The organism is Kitasatospora sp. NPDC015121 (assembly GCF_055562955.1).
The window spans coordinates 12,509-36,557 of record NZ_JBVHEH010000034.1 but is presented as its reverse complement, the minus strand read 5'-3'; the positions used below and the strand labels follow the sequence as shown (position 1 = coordinate 36,557).

Sequence of the window (24,049 nt, the reverse complement as noted above, 5' to 3'; positions counted from 1 at the left end):
AAGGGTTTCCGACTGGCCCCGACCCTAACAAGTGCGGCCGGGGCCGGTCGACGGGTTAACGCACCCGTCGACCGGCCCCGGTCGGGCACCTGCTACGAGCGCGGCTTCTCGCGCATCTCGTAGGTCTCGATGACATCCTCGATCTTGATGTCGTTGAACGAGCCCAGGGTGACACCCGCCTCGAAGCCCTCGCGGACCTCGGTGGCGTCGTCCTTGAAGCGGCGCAGGCCCTCGATGTTGAGGTTCTCCGCCACGACCTTGCCGTCGCGCAGCAGGCGCGCCTTGGTGTTGCGGCGGATGATGCCCTCGCGGACGAGCACACCGGCGATGTTGCCGAACTTGGAGGAGCGGAACACCTCGCGGATCTCCGCGGAGCCGAGGCGCACCTCCTCGTACTCGGGCTTGAGCAGGCCCTTGAGCGCGGCCTCGATCTCCTCGATCGCCTGGTAGATGACCGAGTAGTACCGGATGTCGACGCCCTCGCGCTCGGCCGCGGTACGGGCACGCCCCTCGGCGCGCACGTTGAAGCCGATGATGATGGCGTCCGAGCCCATCGCCAGGTCCACGTCGGACTCGGTGATGGCACCCACACCGCGGTGCAGGACCCGGAGCTCGACCTCCTCGCCCACGTCCAGCTTGACGAGGGCGTCCTCGAGGGCTTCGACGGAACCGGAGACGTCACCCTTGATGATGAGGTTGAGCTTCTCGATGTTGCCGGCGGCCAGCGCGGCCTCGAAGCCCTCCAGCGACACGCGGACGCGGCGCTGGGCCATCGAGGCGTTGCGGTCGCGGGCGGCGCGCTTCTCGGCGATCTGGCGGGCGGTGCGGTCCTCGTCGACGACGATGAAGCTGTCGCCGGCGCGGGGCACCGAGGTCAGACCGAGCAGCAGCACCGGACGGGACGGGCCGGCCTCGGTGAGGCTGTTGCCGTTCTCGTCCAGCATCGCGCGGACGCGGCCGTAGGAGTCGCCGACCACGATCGAGTCGCCGACCCGCAGGGTGCCGCGCTGGACGAGCAGCGTCGCCATGGCGCCGCGGCCCTTGTCCAGGTGGGCCTCGATCGCGATGCCCTGGGCGTCCTGCTCCGGGTTGGCGCGCAGGTCGAGGGAGGCGTCCGCGGTCAGGACCACGGCCTCCAGCAGCTCCTCGATGTTGAGGCCCTGGCGGGCGGAGATGTCGACGAACATGGTGTCGCCGCCGTACTCCTCGGCCACCAGGCCGAACTCGGTGAGCTGGCCGCGGACCTTGGTCGGGTCCGCGCCCTCGACGTCGATCTTGTTGACCGCGACCACGATCGGCACGCCGGCGGCCTTGGCGTGGTTCAACGCCTCGACCGTCTGCGGCATGACGCCGTCGTTGGCCGCGACCACCAGGATCGCGATGTCGGTGGACTTGGCACCACGGGCACGCATGGCGGAGAACGCCTCGTGACCCGGGGTGTCGAGGAAGGTGATCGGGCGCTGCTCGCCGTTCACCTCGGTGACCACCTGGTACGCACCGATGTGCTGGGTGATGCCGCCGGCCTCGCCCGCGACCACGTTGGTCTTGCGGATCGCGTCGAGCAGGCGGGTCTTGCCGTGGTCGACGTGACCCATGACGGTGACCACCGGCGGACGCGGAGCCAGCTGCTCCTCGTCGCCCTCGTCGACGCCGAAGTCGATGTCGAACGACTCCAGCAGCTCGCGGTCCTCGTCGTCCCGGCTGACGATCTCCAGCACGAAGCCCATCTCGTCGGCCAGCAGCTGCAGCGTGGCGTCGGAGACCGACTGGGTGGCGGTGACCATCTCACCGAGGTTGAACATCACCGAGACGAGCGCCGCCGGGTTGGCGTTGATCTTCTCCGCGAAGTCCGTCAGCGAAGCGCCGCGCGAGAGGCGAACGGTCGAGCCGTTGCCGCGCGGCAGCATCACGCCGCCGACGGACGGGGCCTGCATGGCCTCGTACTCCTGGCGCTTCGCGCGCTTCGACTTCCGGCCGCGCGCCGGACGGCCACCGGGGCCGCGACCGAACGCGCCCTGCGTGCCGCCACGGGCACCCGGGCCACCGGGACGACCGCCGAAGCCGCCGCCACCCGGACGGGCACCGCCGAAGCCGCCGCCGCCACCGGCGCCGCCACCCGGACGGGGACCGCCGAAGCCGCCACCGGCCGGACGCGAGCCCGGACCGGCCGGACGGCCCTGGAAGCCGGGACGGGCACCGCCCGGAGCACCCGGACGGGCGCCGGGGCCACCCGGACGCGCGCCGGCACCCGGACCCGGGCGCGGGCCCGGACGCTGCGGCATCATGCCGGGGTTGGGACGGGGCATCCCGGACGGGCTCGGCGCACCGGGCCGCGGAGCGGCCGGACGCGGCATGCCGTCGGGACGCGGCGCACCGGCACCCGGACCACCGGGACGCGGGGCGCCACCGGGACGGGGACCGCGCTCACCGGCCGGGGCACCGCCCGGACGCGGCGCACCGGCACCCGGAGCGCCACCGGGACGAGGACCGCGCTCGCCGCCGGGACGGGGACCGCGCTCACCGGCACCCGGCGCACCGGCCGGACGGGGACCGCGCTCGCCACCCGGACGGGGGCCGCGCTCACCCGCACCCGGGGCACCGCCCGGACGCGGGGCGGACGGACGGGCCATGCCCGACGCGCCGCCCGAGGTGAAGGGGTTGTTGCCCGGACGCGGACCGGCCGGACGCGGGCCCGGACGGGCCGCGGGGTTGGCCGGGGCCGGCCGCGGGGCGGCCGGACGCGCCGGGGCCTCGCCGGCCGGGGCCGGGGAGGAGAACTCCGCCGCCGGCGCCGGAGCGGCCGGGGCGGGCGCCGCCGGACGCGGACCCGGGGACGGGGCCTGGCCGGCCGGCTTCGGCGCGGCCGGACCCGCGGCGGGCGCGGGGGCGGCGGGGGTGGGACGGGGGCCCGGCGTCACGGTGGGACGCGGGCCGGGGGTGGGGGCACCCGGCTTGGGTGCGGCCGAACCGGCACCGCCGGTCGGCTGGGGCGCCGCGGGCTTCCGCGGGCCAGGCTTCGCGGAGGACGCGCCGCCGGACGGCGGGGTCGCTCCCAAAGCGTCAGTCAGCTTTCGCACGACCGGCGCCTCGATCGTCGAGGACGCCGAACGCACGAACTCGCCCAGCTCGGTGAGCTTGGCCATGACGGCCTTGCTCTCCAAACCGAGCTCCTTGGCGAGTTCGTATACCCGGACCTTAGCCACTTCGCTCCTGTCTATGCGTCCGGGGTATTCGTCCGCCGGACTGCCGTTACTTCATGGGCGTACTCATCGCGTACTCATCGAGTGCTCATCGCAATCTCGACCTACTTCCATCTCGCGAGGTACCTGACTGGGGCGCACGGCGGCGTGACCGCGTGCCGTGCGCTGGTGCGTGTTGCCGGGCGCGAGGCCCGTCAGTGGGCCGACTGCCGATCGGCCTGGCTCGCTGCCGCCCCGACGTGCTCCCGCAGGGCGCCGGGGTCGAGCGCGCCCTGGGCCTTGAGGGCCCGGGGGAACGCCCGGCGGCGGACCGCGAGGTCGAGGCAGTTCGGGTCGGGGTGCAGATACGCGCCCCGCCCCGGCAGTGTGCCGCGGGGGTCGGGGACGCATTCGCCCTCGCCCGCCACGACACGCAGCAGCTCGTGCTTGGCCGCGCGCTTGCGGCAGCCCACGCAGGTGCGTTCAGGGCATGCCCGGACATGCGTCCGGCCAGACACGTTCAAGTCTACCCCTCCGAAGGGACTCGCCGCCGCCGAGTAGATTCACCGGGGGCACATGACAACGTTGCTACCGGTCCGAGGATTCCTGAGCCGGGGCCTCGGTGTCCGGGCGGATGTCGATCCGCCAGCCGGTCAGCCGCGCGGCCAGGCGGGCGTTCTGGCCCTCCTTGCCGATCGCCAGCGACAGCTGGTAGTCCGGCACGATCACCCGGGCGGACCGCTGCGCCAGGTCGACGATCTCCACCTTCGTCACCCGGGCGGGCGACAGCGCGGCGGCGACCATCTCGGCCGGGTCCTCCGACCAGTCGACGATGTCGATCTTCTCACCGTGCAGCTCGGCCATCACGCCGCGCACCCGCATGCCGTTCGGACCGATGCAGGCGCCCTTGGCGTTCAGGCCCTGGCGGCGCGACCAGACCGCGATCTTGGTGCGGTGGCCGGCCTCGCGGGCGATCGCGGCGATCTCCACCGAGCCGTCCGCGATCTCCGGCACCTCCAGCGCGAACAGCCGCTTCACCAGGCTCGGGTGCGTGCGCGACAGCGTCACCGACGGGCCGCGCACACCGCGCCGCACGCCCACCACGTAGCACTTCAGGCGGGTGCCGTGCCGGTAGTCCTCGCCCGGGACCTGCTCCTGCGGCGGCAGGATGGCCTCCAGCTTGCCGATGTCGACCAGCACGCTCTTCGGGTCGTTGCCCTGCTGGACGACACCGGTGACGATGTCGCCCTCCTTGCCCGCGTACTCGCCGAAGGTCTGGTCGTCCGCGGCGTCGCGCAGCCGCTGCAGGATGACCTGCTTGGCGGTCGACGCGGCGATCCGGCCGAAGCCCGACGGGGTGTCGTCGAACTCCTTCGGCTCGACGCCCTCCTCCAGCTCGGACGCGTCCTCCAGCGCCCAGACCGTCACGTGCCCGGTCTTGCGGTTCAGCTCCACCCGCGCCCGGCGGCGCGAGCCCTCGGTGCGGTGGTACGCGATGAGGAGGGCCGACTCGATCGACTCGACCAGCAGGTCGAACGGCACGCCCTTCTCGGTGACCAGCCCGCGCAGGGCACTCATGTCGATGTCCACGACTACGCCTCCTCTTCCTCTTCGTCCACGTCCGCGATGTCGGCGGCGGCGTCGAGCAGTTCCTCGTCCTTGCGGTTGAACTCGACCTGCACCCGGGCCCGCGCGATCTCCGCGAACTCCAGTCGGCGCTCCTTGGGGCGGCCGCGCCCCTTGACCGGCTGCACCTCGACCAGCGCGCCGTCCTCGTCGCTCTCCAGCACCCGCGCGGTCAGCTCCGCGCCGTCCACCAGCTTCACCGCCGCCAGCCGGCCGGTCGCCCGGCGCCAGTGCCGGGGCTCGCTCAGCGGCCGCTCGGCCCCCGGGGAACCGACCTCCAGCAGGTACGCGGCCTCGCCCATCAGGCCGGACTCGTCCAGCGCCTGGCTCACCAGGCGGGAGAACTCGGCGATCGCGTCGAGGTCGACGCCGCCGTCGGCGTCCACGTCGATCTGCACCTGGCGGCGGCTGCCGGCCTGGGTCACCTTGACCTCTTCCAGGTCGAGCCCGGCCTCGGCTGCCAGCGGCTCCAACAACGCGCGCAGCCGGTCGGTGGGGGTGGTGCTCATCCGGGTGACTCCTCGGCCGCGTCTGCTGTTGTCGAAGGTGCTAACTCACCGCGAAGCCTATCGGGTCAACCCCCGAACCGCCGATTCCGACCCGTCCGCCCGCACCCCCTGCGAGGAACCTCACAGCGGTCGGATACCGTCCGAAGCCCCGTACGGATGGTGTGCGGGTCAGGTAAAGATTCTCCCGACGGGGGCACAGGGTCCCCACCGACCGGCTGGAGCCCCGATGCCCGCGCCCACACGGCGGTCCGCACTGGCCCTCGGAGCGCTCACCGGGCTCCTGCTCCTCGCCGGCTGCACCGGCGGGCACCCGCCGGAGCCCGACCGGGGCGCCGCCGCCGCCGACGCCGACCGGCCGCTGCGCCTGCGCCAGCTCGCCGCCACCGACACCCTGCTCGCCGACTACGACGCCGCGCTGGCCGCCGCCCCCGCCACCGCCGCCCAGCAGCTCGCCGACCTGCGGGAGGACGTCGCCCGGCACCGGGAGGCACTCGCCGGCGCCCTGCCCTCCTCCTCCGCGTCCACCCCCGCCCCGCCCTCCGCGCCCTCCGCGCCCTCTCCGTCCACCACCGCCACGACCGCCGCCCTGGCCGACGCCGAACAGCGCACCGCCGCGCTGCGCCTGGCCGACCTCGCCGACGCCTCCCCCGAACTGGCCCGGACGCTGGCCTCGATCGCCGCCTCCGACACCGCCCACGCGGCCGCCCTCGGCGCCACCACCCCCGCCGCCACCCCCGCCACCACCACCGAGAGCCCCTCCCCCTCCCCCTCCCCTTCCTCCTCCGGCCCGGCCGTCCCGGCCGCCGACACCGCCGCCCTGCAGGCCGCCCTCGCCGCCGAGCACGCGGCCGTCTACGGCTACGGCGTGGTCGGCGCGTTCCTCCCGGTCGGCCCGCAGCGCGAGGACGCCCGCGGCACGTACGCCGCGCACCAGGCCCGCCGGGACGGCTGGCAGCGCGTCCTCACCGCCGCCGGCGCCTCCCCCACCGCCGCGGCCGCCGGCTACCGCCTCCCCTTCCCGGTCAAGGACGCCCCGACCGCCACCCAGCTGGCCGCCTACCTGGAGACCCAGCTGACCGCCGCCTACGCCGACCTGGCCGCCACCCCCGCCTACCGCGCCCCCGCCGCCCTCGCCCTGCGCGACGCCGCCCTCCGCGCCGCCCACTGGGGCGCCGACCTCCCCGCCCTCCCGGGCATCGCCGACCAGTGACGGCCCCTCCGCAGCCCCCGTCCCCGCCCCCGCCTGCCCGATAATGACGGCATGTCGGCACAACCCGCGCAGCTCAGCGTCCCCGCCCGCCTCGCCGAGTCGGTCCGCGCGACCGGCACCCCCGCCGCCCGGGCGTGGCTCGCGGGACTGCCGCGGGACCTCGCGGCGCGGCTGGCCGACTGGGGCCTGGTCGCGGAGCGCGTCGCGGAGCCGGGCGGCCGCGGCAGCCTGGTGGTGTTCGCGCACCGGGCGGACGACCTGGCGCCGGTCGTCGTGAAACTCGCCCGCCCGTCCAACGAGGCCGCCGCGCTGCGGGCCTGGGCGGGCCGGGGCGCGGTGCTGCTGCTGGACGAGGCGGTCGCGGCGGACGGCGGCGCGCTGCTGCTGGAGCGCCTGCACGGGGAGATCCCGCTGCGTTCGCTGGCGGAGGCGAAGGCGATGCTGGAGGCCACCAGCCTGCTGCGCCGGCTCTGGGTGCCGGCCCCCGCCGGACACCCGTTCGAGTCGGTGGCGGACCGCGCCGCCGCGGCCGCGTCCCGGCTCGCCGAGCGCCGGGCGCTGCCCGCGGCGGCCGACGCCGCCCCGCTGGTGGACGAGGCCCTGGAGGTGCCGGCCCTCGCCGGGGACGGCGGCGACTGGCTGCTGCACGGGGACTTCCACCACGGCCGGGTGCTGGCGGCGGACCGTTCGCCGTGGCTCGCGGTGGCGCCGCGCCCGCTGGTCGGCGATCGGGCGTACGACCTGGCCCGGCTGGTGCTGGACCGGATCGACACCCTGGCGGCCTCGCCGGGCCCGCGCGGGGCGGCCCGGCGGCGGCTGGCGCAGCTCGCGGAGGCGGTGGAGCTGCCCGCCGACCGGGTCCGGGCGTGGACGCTGCTGCGGGCGGTGGACGGCGCGCTGGGGGCGTTCGCGGCGGGGGACGGCGGGCGGGCCGAGCTCCTTCTGGAGTTCGCGTCCTGGCTGTGAGACCGGGGCGGTCGGACGCCCGGGACGGCAGGTAGTAACGTCCCGCTTCATGGAGCAGCTCACCGGGGTGACGATCGAGGCCATCGACCTGGCGGCGTGGGCGCCCGCCGCCCTGGAGGTCCAGGCGGTCGCCTTCGGCCTCGGGCCGCACGAGGTCGCGGTGCGGCTGCCGATCGTGGGGCGGCACGCGCTGCAGCCGGGGGTGGTGGCGCTGGGCGCGATGGCGCAGGGGCGGCTGGTCGGTTTCGGGTACGGGATGCCGAACCGGCGGGACCACTGGTGGTCGACGGTGATCGAGCCGTACCTGGCGGCGGGCGGCCACGAGCACTGGCTGGACGGGGTGTTCGCGGTGACCGAGCTGCACGTGCTGCCGGAGTTCCAGGGCCTGGGCGTGGGCACCCGGCTGATCCGCTCGCTGTGCGAGCGCTCCGGCCTCGACCGGTCGATCCTGTCGGCGATCGACGCGGAGACCCCGGCCCGCCGGCTCTACCGCGCGCTCGGCTACCGGGACCTGGCGGCCGCGGTGCGCTTCCCGAACACCGAGCGCCCGTACGCGGTGATGGGCGCGCACCTGCCGCTGCGGGAGCCGTCCCGGCCCTGAGCGGGCGTCAGAACAGCACGCTCATGAACGCGCCGACCTCGCGGAAGCCGACCCGGCGGTAGGCGGCGCGGGCGCGGACGTTGAAGTCGTTGACGTACAGCGAGACGACCGGGGCGACCTCGGCGAGGGCGGTGTTGACGACGGCGGCCATGCCGGTCTCGGAGAGCCGCCGGCCGCGGTGCTCGGGGGCGACCCAGACGCCCTGGATCTGGCAGGCGCCGGCGGTGACGGCGCCGATCTCGGCCTTGAAGACGACCCGGCCGTCCGCGTCGAAGCGGGCGAACGACCGTCCGGTGGTGACCAGTTCGGCGACCCGGGCCTGGTAGAGCAGTCCGCCGTCGCCGGCCAGCGGGGAGATGCCGACCTCCTCGGTGAACATGGCGACGCAGGCGGGCATCAGCGCCTCGATCTCGGCCCGGCCGACCCGGCGCACCAGCGGGTCGGGCTCGACCTCGGTGACGGGCGTGGCGGTGGCCATCAGCGGCTGGTGGGCGCGGACGTCGCGGGCCGGGCCCCAGGAGCGTTCCAGCAGCGCCCAGAGCATCGCGGTGGCCTCGGCGGGGCCGACGATGGAGGAGCAGCGGCGGCCCTGCCGGCGGGCGCGTTCGGCGAAGGCGCGGACGGCCTGCGGCCCGGCGTTGACGGGGACCAGGTTGGCGCCGGCGTAGCAGAGCGCGTCGAGCCGGCCGTCGGCGTCGTGCCAGCCCCACATCTCGCCGCCGAGCCGCCAGGGGTCGAGGCCGACGGCTTCGACCCGGGTGGCGACGAAGGCGTTGGCGACCGGGTCGCGGTGCAGGATCTCCAGCGCGTCGTCGAGGTCGGGGGCCTCCAGCACGCGGGTCGCGGCGAGCGCCCGGGCGACCTGGAACGGGCCGGGCAGCATGACACCTCGGTCGAGCACGGGGGCACCTCTCGAACGAGGCGGGACCGCCCTGCCTGGGGCGGTCCCGCCTGGGGTTTTCAGACCGTCACTCGGCGGCCACGACGACGGGGGCGCCGGAGGCGACGCCCTCCTCCAGCATCTGCTCGGCCAGCTTCATGGCCTCCTCGATCAGGGTCTCGACGATCTTCGACTCGGGCACGGTCTTGATCACCTCGCCCTTGACGAAGATCTGGCCCTTGCCGTTGCCGGAGGCGACGCCGAGGTCGGCCTCGCGGGCCTCGCCGGGACCGTTGACGACGCAGCCCATGACGGCGACCCGCAGCGGCACCTCCATGCCCTCCAGGCCGGCGGTGACCTCCTCGGCGAGCTTGTAGACGTCGACCTGGGCGCGGCCGCAGGACGGGCAGGAGACGATCTCCAGGCCGCGCTGGCGCAGGTTCAGCGACTCCAGGATCTGGATGCCGACCTTGATCTCCTCGGCCGGCGGGGCGGACAGCGAGACCCGGATGGTGTCGCCGATGCCCTCGGCGAGCAGCGCGCCGAACGCCACCGCGGACTTGATGGTGCCCTGGAAGGCGGGGCCGGCCTCGGTGACGCCGAGGTGCAGCGGGTAGTCGCAGGCGGCGGCGAGCTGCCGGTAGGCGTTGATCATCACGACCGGGTCGTTGTGCTTGACCGAGATCTTGATGTCGCGGAAGTCGTGCTCCTCGAACAGCGAGCACTCCCACAGCGCGGACTCGACCAGCGCCTCCGGGGTGGCCCGGCCGTACTTCTCCAGCAGCCGCTTGTCGAGCGAGCCGGCGTTGACGCCGATCCGGATCGGCACGCCGGCGTCCTTGGCGGCCTTGGCGATCTCGCCGACCTTGTCGTCGAAGGCCTTGATGTTGCCGGGGTTGACCCGGACGGCGGCGCAGCCGGCGTCGATCGCGGCGAAGACGTACTTCGGCTGGAAGTGGATGTCGGCGATCACCGGGATCTGCGACTTCCTCGCGATGATCGGCAGCGCGTCGGCGTCGTCCTGGGAGGGGACGGCGACCCGGACGATCTGGCAGCCCGAGGCGGTCAGCTGGGCGATCTGCTGCAGCGTCGCGTTGATGTCGGAGGTGAGCGTGGTGGTCATCGACTGCACCGAGACGGGCGCGTCGCCGCCGACCGGCACGTTGCCGACCATGATCTGACGCGAGTGGCGGCGCTGGGCCAGCGGCTTGAGCGGCAGGGAGGGGATACCGAGCGAGATCGCGGTCATGTGTGCGGTGTTTCCTCTGGAGAGGTCGGTGATGCCGGGGCGCGCGCCGCGTGGCGGGGGCGGCCCGGCGTCCAACGGTACGGCACGGCCGGGTGGCGGGGCACACCCGGCCGCGGGGTGGCGCGGCTAGTTGATCCGCACCGGGTTGACGATGTCGGCGGCCATCACGAGGCCGGTGAAGCAGACGAAGATCCCGGCGACCACGTAGGCCAGCGGCATCAGCCGGGCCACGTCGAACGGGCCGGGGTCGGGCCGGCGCAGCACCCGGGCGGCGGTGCGGCGCACCGACTCCCAGAGCGCGCCGGCGATGTGGCCGCCGTCGAGCGGCAGCAGCGGCAGCATGTTGAACAGGAACAGCATGAAGTTCATGTACGCGAGCATCTGGACGAAGAACGCCAGCTGCTGGGTGGCCGGCAGGTCCATCGCGAACACGTCGCCGCCGAGCCGGGCCGCGCCGACCATGCCGACCGGGGAGTCCTGCTCGCGCGGGGTGCCGTCCACCACGGCGTGCCACAGGCCGGGCACCTTGCCGGGCAGCTGGGTCAGCGACTCCACGCCGTGGCCGGCCATCCGGCCCATCTCGTCGACGCTCTCGCCGACCGTCATGTGGTGGACGCCGGTGGCGGGGGTGAAGCCGAGGAAGCCCGCGGTGACGGTCTTGTCCTTGATCGGGACGCCGTCCCCGTCGACCGCGGCGAGGGTGTTGGTCTTGATGTCGGCGGCCAGCGTGCCGGGGGTGCCGTCCTTGTGCCGGACCTCGATCGCCACGTGCTTGCCGGCCGAGTCCCGGATCAGGGCCTGCAGCTGGGTGTAGTCGTGGATCCGCACCCCGTCGAAGGCCAGGATGGTGTCGCCGGCCCGCAGCCCGGCCGCGTTGGCCGGGGACTTCTCGGCGCCGGGCGCGCAGCTGTCGGTCTTCTCGCCGACCGGGACGACGCACTCGCTGACCGAGTTGACGGTCGGGGTGGACCGGGTGACGCCGATGCCCATGAACAGCGCGAGGAACATGCCGATCGCCAGGACCAGGTTCATGCCCGGGCCGGCGAACATCACGATGACGCGCTTCCACGGCTTGCGGGTGTAGAACAGCCGGGTCTCGTCGCCGGGCCGCAGCTCCTCGTAGGAGGCGGCCCGGGCGTCCTCGATCATGCTGCGCCAGGGCGAGGAGGAGCGCTGCGTTATCCGGCCGTCCGCGCCGGGCGGGAACATGCCGATCATCCGGATGTAGCCGCCGAACGGGATCGCCTTGAGGCCGTACTCGGTCTCGCCGCGCTTGGTCGACCAGATCGTCCGGCCGAAGCCGACCATGTACTGCGGCACCCGGATACCGAACAGCTTGGCGGTGGACAGGTGGCCGAGCTCGTGCCAGGCGATCGAGAAGAGCAGCCCGACCACGAAGATCAGGACGCCCAGCACCCACATCAGCTTGTCCACCGCGTCGCCTCCGTCGTACCTAACCTGCCGCCAGTTCCCGGGCCCGGGCGCGGGCCCAGTGCTCCGCGTGGAGTACGTCCTCCACCGTGAGCGAGGTTCCCGCCGCCGGGGTGCCGTGTTCGGCGACCACCTTCGCCACAGTGTCCACGATTCCGGTGAAGGGCAGTGCGCCCTTCAGGAAAGCGTCCACACATTCCTCGTTCGCGGCGTTGAAGACCGCGGGGGCCGTCCCGCCGAGCGTACCCACCTCGCGGGCCAGCTCGACGGCCGGGAAGGCCTCGTCGTCCAGCGGGAAGAACTCCCAGGTCGCGGCCTTGGTCCAGTCGCAGCCGGGGGCGGCGTCGGGCACCCGGTCGGGCCAGCCGAGGCCGAGCGCGATCGGCATCCGCATGTCCGGCGGGCTGGCCTGGGCGAGCGTTGAGCCGTCCGTGAACTCCACCATCGAATGAACGACCGACTGCGGATGGACCACGACCTCGATCCGGTCGAAGGGCACGTCGTACAGCAGGTGCGCCTCGATCACCTCCAGGCCCTTGTTGACCAGGGTCGCCGAGTTGATCGTCACCACCGGGCCCATCGCCCAGGTCGGGTGGGCCAGCGCCTCGGCCGGGGTGACCCCGGCCAGCTGCTCGCGGGTGCGGGTGCGGAACGGGCCGCCGCTGGCCGTCACCACCAGCCTGCGGACCTCGGCCCGGGTGCCGCCGGCCAGCGCCTGGAACAGCGCGGCGTGCTCGGAGTCCACCGGCACGATCTGGCCCGGCCGGGCCGCCGCCCTCACCAGCGGGCCGCCGACGATCAGCGACTCCTTGTTGGCCAGCACCAGCACCCGGCCGGCCCGCAGCGCGGCCAGCGTCGGCGCCAGGCCGATCGAGCCGGTGATGCCGTTCAGCACCGAGTGGCACTCGGTGGCGGCCAGTTCGGTCGCCGCGTCCGGGCCGGACAGCACCTCGGGCAGCGGGGCGCCGCCGGCCCTCGCGGCCAGCGCGGCGCGCAGCGGCGCCTCGGCGGCCGGGTCGGCCACCGCGACGGTGCGCACGCCCAGCGCGAGCGCCTGCTCGGCGAGCAGCTCCACCCGGCCGCCGGCCGCGGACAGGGCGACCACCCGGAACCGGTCGGGGTTGCGGAGCACCACGTCGATGGCCTGGGTCCCGATCGAACCGGTCGAACCCAGGACGACCAGCTCCCGGGGGCCGTCCTGGTCCCGGACGACCGGAGTGAAGCGCGACTGCGGATGGGCGAGCGAGTTCATGCCCCCCATTGTGTCCTGCCGCGGACCCTGCCCCGGCCCCCGACGCGGACGCCCCGCCCACCCGCCGGGGCGGCGGGCGGACGGGGCGTCCGGAGGCACCGCGCGGTGTCCTCAGAGGTCCAGACCGGTGAGGACCAGCACCTTCTCGAAGGTGAAGTCGTCCATCGCGTAGCGCACGCCCTCGCGGCCCACCCCGGAGTCCTTCACGCCGCCGTACGGCATCTGGTCGGCCCGGTAGGACGGCGCGTCGCCGATCACCACGCCGCCGACCTCCAGCTCGCGGTGGGCCCGGAACGCGGTCTGCACGTCGTGCGTGAACACGCCCGCCTGCAGGCCGAACGCCGAGTCGTTGACCGCGGCGAACGCCTCCTCGGTGCCCTCCACCCGGTGCAGCGACAGCACCGGGCCGAACACCTCGGCGGTGGCCAGGATGGCGTCCGCGGGCAGCTCGGCGAGCACGGTCGGGGCGTACGCGGCGCCGTCCCGGCTGCCGCCGGTGAGCACCTTGGCGCCCTTGGCGACCGCGTCCTCGACCCAGGACTCGACGCGCCTGGCGGCGTTCTCGTCCACCAGCGGGCCGACGTCGGTGGCCTCGTCGGACGGGTCGCCGGTGACCTGCGCCCGGACCTTCTCGACGACCTTCTCCACCAGGCGGTCGTAGACGGCGGCGTCGGCGATCACCCGCTGCACCGAGATGCAGGACTGGCCGCCCTGGTAGTTGGCGAACAGCGCGATCCGGCTCGCCGCCCAGTCGAGGTCGGCCTCGGAGTCCCAGTCGGCCAGCACCACGGCCGCGGCGTTGCCGCCGAGCTCCAGGGTGACGTGCTTGCGCGGCACCGAGTCCATGATCTGGTAGCCGACCTTGTCCGAACCGGTGAACGAGATCACCGGCAGGCGCTTGTCCTGCACCAGGGCCGGCATCTTGGCGTTCTCCACCGGCAGCACGCTCCAGGAGCCGGCCGGCAGGTCGGTCTCGGCCAGGATCTCGCCCAGCACCAGGGCGGAGACCGGGGTGGCCGGGGCGGGCTTGAGGATGATCGGCGCGCCCACCGCGATCGCCGGGGCGACCTTGTGCGCCACCAGGTTCAGCGGGAAGTTGAACGGGGCGATGCCCAGCACCGCGCCGCGCGGGAAGCGCCGCACGATCGCGTACCGGCCGGTGCCGCCCGGGTCGGTGTCCAGCCGCATGGTCTCGCCGTTGGTGCGGCGGGCCTCCTCGGCCGCCCAGCGGAACACCGACACGGCCCGGCCGACCTCGCCGCGCGCCCACTTGATCGGCTTGCCGTTCTCGGCGGTGATCAGCCGGGCGATCTCCTCGGTGCGCTCGGCCAGCCGCTTGGCGACGTGGTCCAGCGCGGTGGCCCGCTGGTGCGCCGGGGTCGCGGCGAACACCGGCACCGCGGCGGCGGCGGCCGCCACCGCCTCCTCGACCTGCGCGTCGGTCGGCACGCTGACCTTCGCCACCAGGCCGCCGTCGTGCGGGTGGCGCACCTCGAACGACGTCTCGCCGCTCGCCCGCCGCCCGGCCAGCCAGAACTCATGAGTGGTGGTCACGGTCGCACCGGCCCCTTCCCTCGAAGACTTGTCGCCTTCACGGTAGGGGGCCCGGTCCGGGTTTCCGATTGGACGGACGGGACGAAACGCAAGGCCCGATTAGTACGCGGCGGAGGACAGCCGGGTCACTCCTCGCCCGACCTGAGTGCCAGCCACAGCTCCATCCGGACGTCGGTGTCGTCCAGCGAGCGCCCCAGCAGCTCCTCGACCCGCCGCATCCGGTAGCGCAGCGTGTGCCGGTGCACGCCCAGGTCGGCCGCGGCGGCGTCCCACTGGCCGTGCCGGGAGAGCCAGGCGCGCAGCGAGGCGACCAGGTCGCCGCGGGCGGTCCGGTCGTGCTCGCGCAGCGGGCGCAGCAGGCCCTCGGCGAAGGCGGTGACGGCCTCCTCGCCGAGCAGCGGCAGCAGCGAGCCGGCCCCGACCTCCTCGTGGTCGACGGTGCGCCGGCCGCCGCGCTGGGCGACCGCGAGGGCCCGCTCGGCCTGGGCCTGCGCGGTGCCGGCGTCCTCCAGCGCGGTGGGGGCCGAGACGCCCAGCGCCAGGCCCTCGTGCTCCTCGACGGCGCCCAGGCAGGCCCGGTGCACCGAGCCGTTGTCCAGCGCGAGCACCGTCAGCCGCGGCCCGTGCGCGCCGTCCTCGCGGGCCACCAGCAGCTTCTCGCCGACCTTGCCGCCGGCGTTCTCCGCCCGGTCGGCCAGCTCGCCCAGCGCCTCGGCGGCCTCCGGCCCCGGCCCTGCGGCGGCCACCAGCACCCGGACGGTGCCCTCGGGCAGGCCGCCGAACAGCCCCGCGGCGACCTGCCGGGCGGTGCCGACCTGGCCGGCCAGCACCATCCGCAGCAGCGCCGCGCCCATCCGCTCCTCGGCCTGCCGCAGCTCGCGGGAGCGCTCCAGGGTGAGGGTGAGCAGGGCGACGGCGGCGTTCAGCACGTACCGCTCGGTCGGGGTGATCCGGTCCTCGGTGCCGACCGCCAGGAAGCCGCGCGGGCGGCGGTCGGCGCCCAGCGACTGGACGACCACGTAGTCCTCGTCGGCGGTGTCGATCGTCCCGGCCCGGCCCTGCAGCGCGGCGCTGGACGGGGCGGGGCGGCGGCGCAGCCGGTCGACCTCGGCGGCCAGCCGGCCGGCTCGGCGGGCGGCCCAGTCGGGGGCGACCGCGGACAGCGCGCCGGAGCCGTCGTACAGCGCGGCCCAGCCGCCCAGCCGGGCGGCCAGCCGGCGGACGATCGCGGTGGTGCCGTCCTTGCCGAGCGCGGCCCGGGTCAGCTCCTCCTGCGCCTCGAAGCTGGTGGTGACGGCCTCGTACTGCTCGGCGGCCAGCGCGGCCGAGACGGTCTTGGAGATCGCGATGAACGGCGTCGCCTCGGGCACCCGCAGCAGCGGCAGCCCGCGCTGCGCGGCGGCCTCCACCAGCGCCTGCGGCACCTCGCTGTGCGAGAGCCCGACGCCGAGCCCCAGGCCCACCACGCCCGCGTCGGCCAACCGGTGCACGTAGGCCTGCAGTTCGGCCGCGCCCCGGCCCAGCTTGATGCCGGTGGTGAGGAGCAGCTCGCCGCCCTCGAGGAACGGGGTGGGGTCGTCCAGCTCACTGGTGTGCACCCAGCGGACGGGGCGTTCCAGGTGGTCCGCGCCGGCCAGCACCGTCAGGTGCAGCGCGCTGGTGCGGACGACGGAGGCGAGAGTGGGGGGCATGGCACCTTCGGTGGTTCGACCTGGACGCGCCGTTGCGGCCGGGCGAGTGAGGGTTCTCCCCCCATTATGGACGCTCCGGACAAGCCGGAGCGCCGAAATCCGCCGGTCCGTAACTTCCGTGACCCAACGCTGACCGCCCCGCGACCGACCGCCGCGCCCCGACCGGCCCCGACCGCCGCGCCGCCCGGTCCGCTCAGTGCCGCAGGTCGACCAGGAGCGGCGGCACCTGCTCCCCCGTCACCGAGGTCAGGGAGACCACCGCGTGCCCGGACGGCAGCGCGTGCGCCAGGTCGGACGGCGACCAGCGGTGCCGCTCGACGTCCCGGGTGGTGACCGACTCGGTCTGCGCGGTCGTCCCGGACAGCGCCTTGCGCAGCAGCCGCCCGGCCCGGCGGACCGCTCCGCCCGAGGTGTCCGGGACGTGCGTCACCGCGGTCTCCCGGACCAGGTGGGTGCCCCAGGCCTCGGAGAACAGCCGGCCGTCCCAGGGCGCGATGCCCGGGAACGCCATCCGGTTGCCGACCGCGCCGAACAGCGGCGCGCGCAGCCCCTCCGGCAAGTCGGACAGCGTGCGCAGCAGCAGCACCACGCCCGCGTTGGCGCCGCGCAGCCGCTGCACGCCGCGGATCGCCTGCGCGTCGACGGCGGCGGTGGCGTCGTCCAGCACCATCCCGGCGAACAGCTCGCGGTCCTTGCGGTCGGCGGCGGCCTGGGTGAACTGGCCCAGCAGCAGCCGCGACAGGATCCGGGCGGCCTCCGGGTGGCTGCGCTCGGGCAGCTTCACCCGCACCCGCAGCGGGTGCTCCAGGGCGCGCATCGCGAACGCCGGCTTGGCGTCCGGCCCGCCGGAGAACCCGGCCGCCAGCGCGGGCCGGTCCAGCAGCGCCAGCCGGTCGGCGAGCAGCGCGCCCGGGTCGTCGGCCCGGCCGTGCGTCCGCTCGCGCTGCCGCAGGTCCGGCTCGAACTCCGTCCACCGCCCCGACTTCCGCAGCTGCTCGCCGAGCTCCGCCCAGCCCTCCGCGTCACCCGCCAGCAGCGCCCGCAGCGCCCGCACCCCCGGGTACCGCCCGTACGCCGCCCGGTACGGCCCGACCACCTGCTGCATCGCGGCCCGGGCGCTCTCCGCCCGCGGCGCCAGCTCGTCCGGCAGCAGCGCGTCGGCCAGCCGGGCCGCCGCCTCGTCCGAGTGCGGCGCCGCACCGTACAGGTCCAGGCCGTACGGGGCGTCCGGGTCGCCGGGGGCGATCACCACGTCGTACCAGTCGTCCGGCCCGAGGTCGGCGTCGGCCGCGCCGACCACCACCGCGCAGGCCGCACCCGCCAGCGCCTGCAGGCACAGCGCCTCGGCGACCGGGCGGGCCAGCGCCGAGGTCTTGCCCGTCCCGGCCGGGCCGACCGCCAGCAGCGAGGTGCCGAGCACCCGCGGGTCCAGCGCGAAACCGGCGTTGCGGTGCTCGACCGGGTTCTTCGGCACGTCCTGCGCCGTCCCCAGCCGCACCTGGCGCACCAGCAGGTCGTGCCGCGCCGCCCGCCCGCCCGGCAGGTCCCGCTGCTCGGACGGGTGCGCGCAGGCCGCCGCCCCCCGCGCCGCCAACTGCCCGGCGAACTCCCGCCACGCCACCGGATCGCCCCCCACCGTCCGCCACGCCTGGTGCAGCCGCACGTAGTCCACGTCCCCGACCTGCTCCCCCTCCAGCCGCCGCACCGCGTCCCCGACCGGCCGCAGCTCGGCCCACACGTCGACGACGGGGGCCTCCTCGGGGGTGGTGGGGGCGACGTCGGTGACGGTGTGGGAGACCAGCGGCAGCAGGAACCGCCGGCCGACCTCGCGCCAGCGGCCCATTCGACCGAAGACCCAGATCTCCAGGACTGCGGCGATCACCCCCAGCAGCAGGGCGATCGGGTTGGCGAGCGCGCTGGTGAGCTGGGTCCCCAGGCCGACGGCCTGGATCAGGAACACCTCGGCCTCGACCAGGTACGGGTACAGGAAGAGCGCCACCAGCAGGTTCAGCGCCGCCCGCAGCAGCAGCGGCCCCGCCGGGGTCCTGGCCTGTTCGGCGGCCTTCGGGTCGTGCGGGGTGTGGTGCTGCCGGTAGATGCCGGGGGCGGCCTCGGGGCGCGGGGCGGTGGCCCAGGTGGGGAGGTGGAAGGGCGCGCGCGGTGGGGGGAGGTGGGGGTGGGTGTGCTGGGTTCTCGCGTCGTTCAGTTCCACTTCGGGCCCCTCCTACGTTGCCGGCGGTGCCATACCCGCATCGCCGTCCCACCGACACACCCGGGGGCCAATGTAGTGGAGTGCGCGGGCGCGCAGCCGATCTTCGGCCACTGGCCGCGTCGGACAATTGGGTCGTCCCGGCACTACCGAGTGGCGCATGCCGGGGCCGCTCGGCCGGTCGTAGCCTGCGGGTACCGCGTCAAGAACTTGGAGAAGACAGATGAGCGCTGCAACGCCGCTCCCGCAGGAGCGCCGACTGGTCACCGCGATCCCCGGCCCGAAGTCGCAGGAGCTGCAGTCTCGCAAGCTCGGCGCGGTCCCGGCCGGCGTGGGCACCACGCTGCCGGTGTACGTGTCGCGCGCCGGCGGCGGCGTGCTGGAGGACGTGGACGGCAACAGCCTGATCGACTTCGGCTCGGGCATCGCCGTGACGAACGTGGGCAACAGCGCGGCCGCCGTGGTGGCGAGGGCGACCGAGCAGCTGGCCGCGTTCACCCACACCTGCTTCATGGTGACCCCGTACGAGGGCTACGTGGCGGTGGCGGAGCAGCTGAACGAGCTGACCCCGGGCGACCACGACAAGCGCACCGCGCTGTTCAACTCGGGCGCCGAGGCGGTGGAGAACGCGGTGAAGATCGCCCGCGCCTACACCAAGCGGACCGCCGTGGTGGTGTTCGACCACGGCTACCACGGCCGCACCAACCTGACCATGGGCCTGACGGCGAAGAACATGCCGTACAAGCAGGGCTTCGGCCCGTTCGCGCCGGAGATCTACCGCGTCCCGGTGGCGTACCCGTACCGCTGGCTGACGGGTGCGGAGAACTGCGCCGCCGAGGCCGCCGCGCAGGCGATCGAGGTCATCACCAAGCAAATCGGCGCGGAGAACGTCGCGGCGATCATCATCGAGCCGATCCAGGGCGAGGGCGGCTTCATCGAGCCGGCCAAGGGCTTCCTGCCGGCGATCGTGGAGTTCGCGAAGGCGAACGGGATCGTGTTCGTGGCGGACGAGATCCAGACCGGTTTCTGCCGCACCGGCCAGTGGTTCGCGTGCGAGGACGAGGGCGTCGTCCCGGACCTGATCACCACCGCGAAGGGCATCGCCGGCGGTCTGCCGCTGGCGGCCGTGACCGGCCGGGCCGAGATCATGGACGCCGCGCACTCGGGCGGCCTGGGCGGCACCTACGGCGGCAACCCGGTGGCCTGCGCGGCCGCGCTGGGCGCGATCGAGACCATGAGGTCGGAAGACCTGAACGGCAAGGCGCGGCGGATCGGCGAGGTCATGCTCGGCCGGCTGCGCGAGCTCCAGGAGAAGTTCGCCGACTCCGACCGGGTGCGCATCGGCGAGGTCCGCGGCCGCGGCGCGATGATCGCGGTCGAGCTGGTGAAGCCGGGCGGCAAGGAGCCGGCCCCGGAGGCGACCGCGGCGATCGCGAAGGCCTGCCACGCCGAGGGCCTGGTAGTGCTGACCGCCGGCACCTACGGCAACGTGCTGCGCTTCCTGCCGCCGCTGGTGATCCCGGAGCACCTGCTGACCGAGGGCCTGGACATCCTGGAGTCGGCCTTCGCGGCCGTCTGAGCCCGGCACCGACCAGCGCGGATCCCTGTGAACGGCGCGGGGGCCGGACGGAGCGGATCCCCTCCGGCCCCCGCGCGTCGGGCCGTCCGCCGTCCGGGTGGAGTTCGTTCCGCCGGTGGTGAAGATGCTGTGCACGATGGCCGGTCCTCCGCTGTGGCCCCCCGGCTTTGACGTACTGTCATCACAGATGGACAGCGAAGAACAGCGCGCACTGCCCACCACCGCGTCCGCCTCCCCGGCGGACCCACTTGACCGATCGACCGGCCGTCCCGCCCACACCCCCCGGGCCGCACGGCGCGGCGATCGCCTTGGCCGCCCCGGAGCTCTCCCCCCTGCTCCGGGGCGGCCGGTTTTTGCTGTCCTGTCCCTGACACTGGCGGTGGTGCTGGCCGTCGTCTCCTGGCAGGTGGCGGTGGACGGGCCGCTGCTGGGACTCGACACGGCGGTGCGGGACGGGGTGTGGCGGGCCCGGCACGCGATCGGCTCGCCGCTGCTGAACCACCTGGGCGTGGCGCTGTCCGACCTGGGCGGCGGGCTGGTCGCGGTCCCGGTGCTGCTGGGGTGCGCGGGCCTGGCGGCCTGGCTGGCCCGGCGCGGCGGCCGACCGCGCTGGTGGGTGCCGGTGCCGGTGGCGGTGGCGGCCTCGGTGCTGGTGCCGCTGCTGGTGGTGCCCGCGAAGGTCCGATTCGCCCGGCCCGGCCCGTACGGGGCGCCGCTGGCCGCCGACCAGTGGGGCTGGTACCCGTCGGGGCACACGGCGACCGCGTCGATCGCGTACGGGACGGCGGCGCTGCTGCTGGCCCGGGTGCTGCCGGCGGCGGCCGGACGGCGGCTGGGCGCGGTGGCCGCGCTGGTGTGCCTGGGGGTGGGGGCGGGCCTGGTGTGGAGCGACTTCCACTGGCTGCTGGACGTGGTGGCGAGCTGGTGCCTGGCGGGCCTGCTGCTGCTCGGGCTGCACCGGCTGCTGCCGCACCTGCTGCCCGGCCGGGCCGACCAGGCCGACCGGGCTGACCCGCCCGGGAACTGACGGAGCACCAGCCCGCAGTTCGGTCCAGACCATTGACGCCCCTGCGGCCCGCGCGCACCCTGTTCCCCACCCATCAGCACGCGATCGCCGGGAGGCGGATGTGCGTTCCCCAGTCATGCCCATGGTCATGCCCATGACGCGTTTGGCGGTGGCGGCCGCGCTGCTGCCCCTGGCGGCGACCGCGCTGCCGGCCACGGCCGCGGCCGCGCCCACCCCCGCCACCTCGGCCGCCGCCTCCCCGATGCAGGTGTACGGCGCCTGGCACTGCAGCGACGACGCCTGCACCTGGGCGAAGGTCCGCGACATGGCGGCCTTCGACGCCGCCAACCACTGGCTGGTGGACCGGGGCGACGGCCGCCCCTCGGTGAACGTGGTGGTGCTGAGCTTCGTCAACCCGCTGCGGCTGCTGGACGGCACCACCGACGCGGGGAACGCGGCCGGGGTGCCGGTGGGCATGAACCAGCAGGTGGTGGACTACTTCACCGCGCGCGGCATCCGGGTGATGCTCTCCATCGGCGGCATCACGTACACCGGCGACTGGGACACCGCGCTGGCCCGGAACGGGACGCTGCTGGGCCAGAAGGCGGCGGCGCTGGCGAGCAAGCTGGGCGTCGGCATCGAGATCGACTACGAGAACAGCAACAGCCCGAACCTGACCGGCCTGCAGGCCTTCGTGACCGCCTACCGGGCCGCCCACCCGTACGACGCCTCGGGCGCGGACCCGACCGCCCGGCTGACCATCGACGTGGCGGCCGGCGACCGCTGGCTGATCGGCATCGACCAGTACGCCACCGCGAACTGGCTGAGCACGACGAACCCGGTGCTGGACTACGCCAACGCGATGGTGCCGAGCAAGCAGCCGAGCGCCTCCACCGCGGTCTCCAACTGGCAGGAGCACCTGGACGGCAAGCCCAACTACAGCCCGGCGATCCCGCCGCTGGCGCCGGCGAAGTTCACCGGCGGCCTGTACATCGCGGAGGGCTCGCAGGTCCGCCCGGAGTGCACCGACTTCGCGAACTCGGTGCAGAAGGCCACCGGGAGCTGGGTGCAGGGCGCGGCGCCGAAGGGGGCGGGCAGCACGGCCGGGCTGCTCGGCTTCATGTTCTGGGCGGCCGAGAAGCCGTCCACCCGGGGGGTCACCACCGCGCCGCCGAACAGCTGCGAGGGCGGGGTCGGCGCGGGCGCGACGGCCTTCTCGGTACCGGTGCCGATGCCCCCGCTGCGCCAGAACTGAGCGGACGCGGGGAGGGCCGTCCGTCCGGGCGGCCCTCCCCGCCTCAGCCCTCCCCGCCCTCCTCGCCGGCGAGGCGCTGGACGGTGCCGGCCGCCCCGCCCTCGCGCTGCCAGGCGACGACCAGTTCGTCCCGGGTGCCGAAGCGGACGAGGTGGCGGCCGACCACGTCCTCCAGCTGGTCCAGGCTCTCCTCGGCGCCCTCGACGGAGAGCAGCAGCGCGCCCTCCTCGGCGGCGAGCTCGGCCCGGCCGGCGCCGAAGACGAGCGAGCCGCGGCCGGTCTCCTCCGACCACTCGGCGGGGACCTTGCGGCCCATGTGGGCGGCGAGCTGCTTGGCGTAGCGGGCGGGGCGGTCGGTGCTGACGCGGGCGGTGGAGCGGGCCACGGCGGACTCCTCGGAACGGGGGCGCGGACGACTTAGGCGGCCCTAAGCTACTGGATTGCTGAGCCAAGCTCAACATGTTATCGAGGCGAGATCGGTCACCCTCCGTACCGACCGCGAGCCGCCCGCTACCCTGTGCCCATGACCTCCCCCGGCCCCGCCGACACCGCAGCGGAACTCGCCGACGCGCTCACCCGGGCGATGAAGCGGATCCGCCGGCGGACCATGCAGCGGCTGGAGCCCTACGGCCTCACACCCGCCCAGGGCCGGGCCCTGCGCACGCTGGCGCACGCGCCCGGCTGCGAGAGCGCCGAGACCATGCGGCTGAGCGAGCTCGCCGAGCGGCTGCACATCGCCCCGCGCTCGGCCACCACCGTGGTCGACGCCCTGGAGGAGGCCGGCCTGGTCGCCCGCACCCCCGACCCGGCCGACCGCCGGGCGGTGCGCCTGGTGCTCACCGAGGACGGGCACGGCGCGCTGGAGCGGATCTCCCGGGTCCGGCACGAGGTCGCCCAGGAGTACTTCGGCCCGATCAGCCCTGCCGAGCAGGACGCCCTGCTGCGGGCGCTGCGGCATGCCGAGGAAGCCTACGGAGCCGGCCCCACGCCGTAGCGGGCACCGCCCCGAGCCCGATCCCGGCGATCACCAGCGCCGTGGCCGCCCCCGCCAGCGGGCTGAACCGCTCGCCGAGCAGCAGCGCCGCCGAGGACATCCCGAACACCGGCACCAGCAGCGAGTACGGGGCGACCACCGAGGCGTCGTAGCGGCGCAGCAGGTGGCTCCAGGCGACGAACGCGAACAGCGTGGAGACCAGGCCGACGTACAGCACCGCGCCGACGCCCGCCGCGCTGATCCCGCGCAGCGCCGCCCAGTCCGCGGCCGGGCCCTCGACCAGCAGGGACAGCGCGAGCAGCGGGAGCGGCGGCACCGCGGAGACCCACACCATCCAGCGCAGCGCGTCCGGCGGGGCGGCCCTGCGGGTCAGCACGTTGGACAGGCCCCAGGCCGCCGCCGCGCAGACCACCAGCACGAACGCGCCGACCGGTCCGCCGGCGCCGCGGTCGACGGCGGCCAGCGCGATGCCCGCGAAGGCCACCGCCAGCCCGGCGACCCGCAGCGGGGCGGGCCGCTCGCGCAGCATCCCGGCGGCGAACAGCGCGGTGAACCCGGCCTGGCCCTGGAGCACCAGCGAGGACAGTCCGGCCGGCATCCCGGCGTGCATGCCGAGGAACAGCAGTCCGAACTTCACCACCCCGAGCGTCAGCCCGACCCCGAGCACCCACCGCCACGCCACCCGCGGCGGACCGACCAGGAACACGGCGGGCAGCGCGACCACGGTGAACCGCAGCGCGCAGAACAGCAGCGGCGGGAAGTCGTGCAGCCCGACCTCGATCAGGACGAAGTTCAGGCCCCAGACGGCGGCGATCAGTACGGCGAGGGCGACGTGACGCGGTGTCATGGTGACACCCG

General features: G+C 74.7%; 20 protein-coding genes. 7 read left to right on the top strand and 13 right to left on the bottom strand.

All coding sequences use genetic code 11. The features are described from left to right. Positions 1-92: 92 nt before the first annotated feature. The 4 genes from infB to rimP all read right to left on the bottom strand — a co-directional run bounded on the left by infB (position 93) and on the right by rimP (position 5,314). The gene (gene infB, locus ACZ3J7_RS34820) at positions 93-3,203 is read right to left on the bottom strand and encodes a translation initiation factor IF-2 (protein ID WP_465627409.1); all 3,111 of its coding nucleotides are present in this window, start codon (positions 3,201-3,203) and stop codon (positions 93-95) included. Positions 3,204-3,394: 191 nt separating this feature from the next. Then, positions 3,395-3,697, bottom strand: coding sequence for a YlxR family protein (locus tag ACZ3J7_RS34815; RefSeq protein ID WP_014138379.1), 303 nt, complete (start codon positions 3,695-3,697; stop codon positions 3,395-3,397). 70 nt (positions 3,698-3,767) lie between these two features. Beyond that, the gene (gene nusA, locus ACZ3J7_RS34810) at positions 3,768-4,769 is read right to left on the bottom strand and encodes a transcription termination factor NusA (RefSeq protein WP_465627408.1); all 1,002 of its coding nucleotides are present in this window, start codon (positions 4,767-4,769) and stop codon (positions 3,768-3,770) included. A 2-nt stretch (positions 4,770-4,771) separates the two neighbouring features. Then, positions 4,772-5,314, bottom strand: a complete 543-nt coding sequence (rimP, locus tag ACZ3J7_RS34805; protein ID WP_465627407.1) for a ribosome maturation factor RimP — start codon at positions 5,312-5,314, stop codon at positions 4,772-4,774. 226 nt (positions 5,315-5,540) lie between these two features. On the opposite strand from rimP, the gene ACZ3J7_RS34800 reads away from it, so the two are divergent. Genes ACZ3J7_RS34800 through ACZ3J7_RS34790 form a run of 3 tightly spaced genes read left to right on the top strand, consistent with a single transcriptional unit; the run spans position 5,541 to position 8,091 of the window. After that, positions 5,541-6,524, top strand: a complete 984-nt coding sequence (locus ACZ3J7_RS34800) for a ferritin-like domain-containing protein (protein WP_465627406.1) — start codon at positions 5,541-5,543, stop codon at positions 6,522-6,524. Positions 6,525-6,575: 51 nt separating this feature from the next. Continuing rightward, positions 6,576-7,490 (top strand): aminoglycoside phosphotransferase family protein, encoded by a 915-nt coding sequence (locus ACZ3J7_RS34795; protein WP_465627405.1) that lies wholly within the window; start codon positions 6,576-6,578, stop codon positions 7,488-7,490. Between the two features lie 49 nt (positions 7,491-7,539). Next, a complete protein-coding gene (locus tag ACZ3J7_RS34790; RefSeq protein ID WP_465627404.1) occupies positions 7,540-8,091 on the top strand; it encodes a GNAT family N-acetyltransferase in 552 nt (183 codons plus the stop codon). Positions 8,092-8,098: 7 nt separating this feature from the next. On the opposite strand, the gene ACZ3J7_RS34785 is transcribed toward ACZ3J7_RS34790, so the two are convergent. The 7 genes from ACZ3J7_RS34785 to ACZ3J7_RS34755 form a co-directional block, all read right to left on the bottom strand. Continuing rightward, on the bottom strand, positions 8,099-8,974 hold the full coding sequence (locus ACZ3J7_RS34785; RefSeq protein ID WP_465627437.1) for a GNAT family N-acetyltransferase: 876 nt from the start codon (positions 8,972-8,974) through the stop codon (positions 8,099-8,101). Between the two features lie 85 nt (positions 8,975-9,059). Continuing rightward, complete coding sequence (ispG, locus tag ACZ3J7_RS34780) at positions 9,060-10,220, bottom strand: flavodoxin-dependent (E)-4-hydroxy-3-methylbut-2-enyl-diphosphate synthase (RefSeq protein ID WP_465627403.1); 1,161 nt, start codon at positions 10,218-10,220, stop codon at positions 9,060-9,062. A 126-nt stretch (positions 10,221-10,346) separates the two neighbouring features. Beyond that, the gene (locus ACZ3J7_RS34775; protein WP_465627402.1) at positions 10,347-11,654 is read right to left on the bottom strand and encodes a M50 family metallopeptidase; all 1,308 of its coding nucleotides are present in this window, start codon (positions 11,652-11,654) and stop codon (positions 10,347-10,349) included. A gap of 19 nt (positions 11,655-11,673) precedes the next feature. Then, positions 11,674-12,903, bottom strand: a complete 1,230-nt coding sequence (gene dxr, locus ACZ3J7_RS34770) for a 1-deoxy-D-xylulose-5-phosphate reductoisomerase (RefSeq protein ID WP_465627401.1) — start codon at positions 12,901-12,903, stop codon at positions 11,674-11,676. Positions 12,904-13,014: 111 nt separating this feature from the next. Further along, positions 13,015-14,457 carry an aldehyde dehydrogenase family protein gene (locus tag ACZ3J7_RS34765; RefSeq protein ID WP_465627400.1) on the bottom strand — a complete coding sequence of 481 codons (1,443 nt, stop codon included), beginning with the start codon at positions 14,455-14,457 and terminating at the stop codon, positions 13,015-13,017. Positions 14,458-14,582: 125 nt separating this feature from the next. Continuing rightward, on the bottom strand, positions 14,583-16,148 hold the full coding sequence (locus ACZ3J7_RS34760) for a PucR family transcriptional regulator (RefSeq protein ID WP_465627399.1): 1,566 nt from the start codon (positions 16,146-16,148) through the stop codon (positions 14,583-14,585). A 193-nt stretch (positions 16,149-16,341) separates the two neighbouring features. Beyond that, on the bottom strand, positions 16,342-18,360 hold the full coding sequence (locus ACZ3J7_RS34755) for an ATP-binding protein (protein ID WP_465627398.1): 2,019 nt from the start codon (positions 18,358-18,360) through the stop codon (positions 16,342-16,344). 220 nt (positions 18,361-18,580) lie between these two features. Between ACZ3J7_RS34755 and gabT the strand changes: the two genes are divergently transcribed. The 3 genes from gabT (at position 18,581) to ACZ3J7_RS34740 (ending at position 22,197) form a co-directional block, all read left to right on the top strand. Next, the gene (gene gabT / locus ACZ3J7_RS34750) at positions 18,581-19,936 is read left to right on the top strand and encodes a 4-aminobutyrate--2-oxoglutarate transaminase (protein ID WP_465627397.1); all 1,356 of its coding nucleotides are present in this window, start codon (positions 18,581-18,583) and stop codon (positions 19,934-19,936) included. A gap of 382 nt (positions 19,937-20,318) precedes the next feature. Beyond that, positions 20,319-20,963 carry a phosphatase PAP2 family protein gene (locus ACZ3J7_RS34745; protein WP_465627396.1) on the top strand — a complete coding sequence of 215 codons (645 nt, stop codon included), beginning with the start codon at positions 20,319-20,321 and terminating at the stop codon, positions 20,961-20,963. Between the two features lie 133 nt (positions 20,964-21,096). Next, on the top strand, positions 21,097-22,197 hold the full coding sequence (locus ACZ3J7_RS34740) for a glycoside hydrolase family 18 protein (RefSeq protein WP_465627395.1): 1,101 nt from the start codon (positions 21,097-21,099) through the stop codon (positions 22,195-22,197). Positions 22,198-22,240: 43 nt separating this feature from the next. Here the strand turns inward: ACZ3J7_RS34740 and ACZ3J7_RS34735 are convergent, their stop codons facing one another. Further along, complete coding sequence (locus tag ACZ3J7_RS34735; RefSeq protein ID WP_465627394.1) at positions 22,241-22,582, bottom strand: DUF2218 domain-containing protein; 342 nt, start codon at positions 22,580-22,582, stop codon at positions 22,241-22,243. 138 nt (positions 22,583-22,720) lie between these two features. Between ACZ3J7_RS34735 and ACZ3J7_RS34730 the strand changes: the two genes are divergently transcribed. Then, positions 22,721-23,191 carry a MarR family winged helix-turn-helix transcriptional regulator gene (locus ACZ3J7_RS34730; RefSeq protein WP_465627393.1) on the top strand — a complete coding sequence of 157 codons (471 nt, stop codon included), beginning with the start codon at positions 22,721-22,723 and terminating at the stop codon, positions 23,189-23,191. Here the strand turns inward: ACZ3J7_RS34730 and ACZ3J7_RS34725 are convergent. Then, the gene (locus ACZ3J7_RS34725; protein WP_465627392.1) at positions 23,112-24,038 is read right to left on the bottom strand and encodes an EamA family transporter; all 927 of its coding nucleotides are present in this window, start codon (positions 24,036-24,038) and stop codon (positions 23,112-23,114) included. The two genes, ACZ3J7_RS34730 and ACZ3J7_RS34725, sit on opposite strands and share 80 nt — an antisense overlap. Between the last annotated feature and the right edge of the window lie 11 nt (positions 24,039-24,049).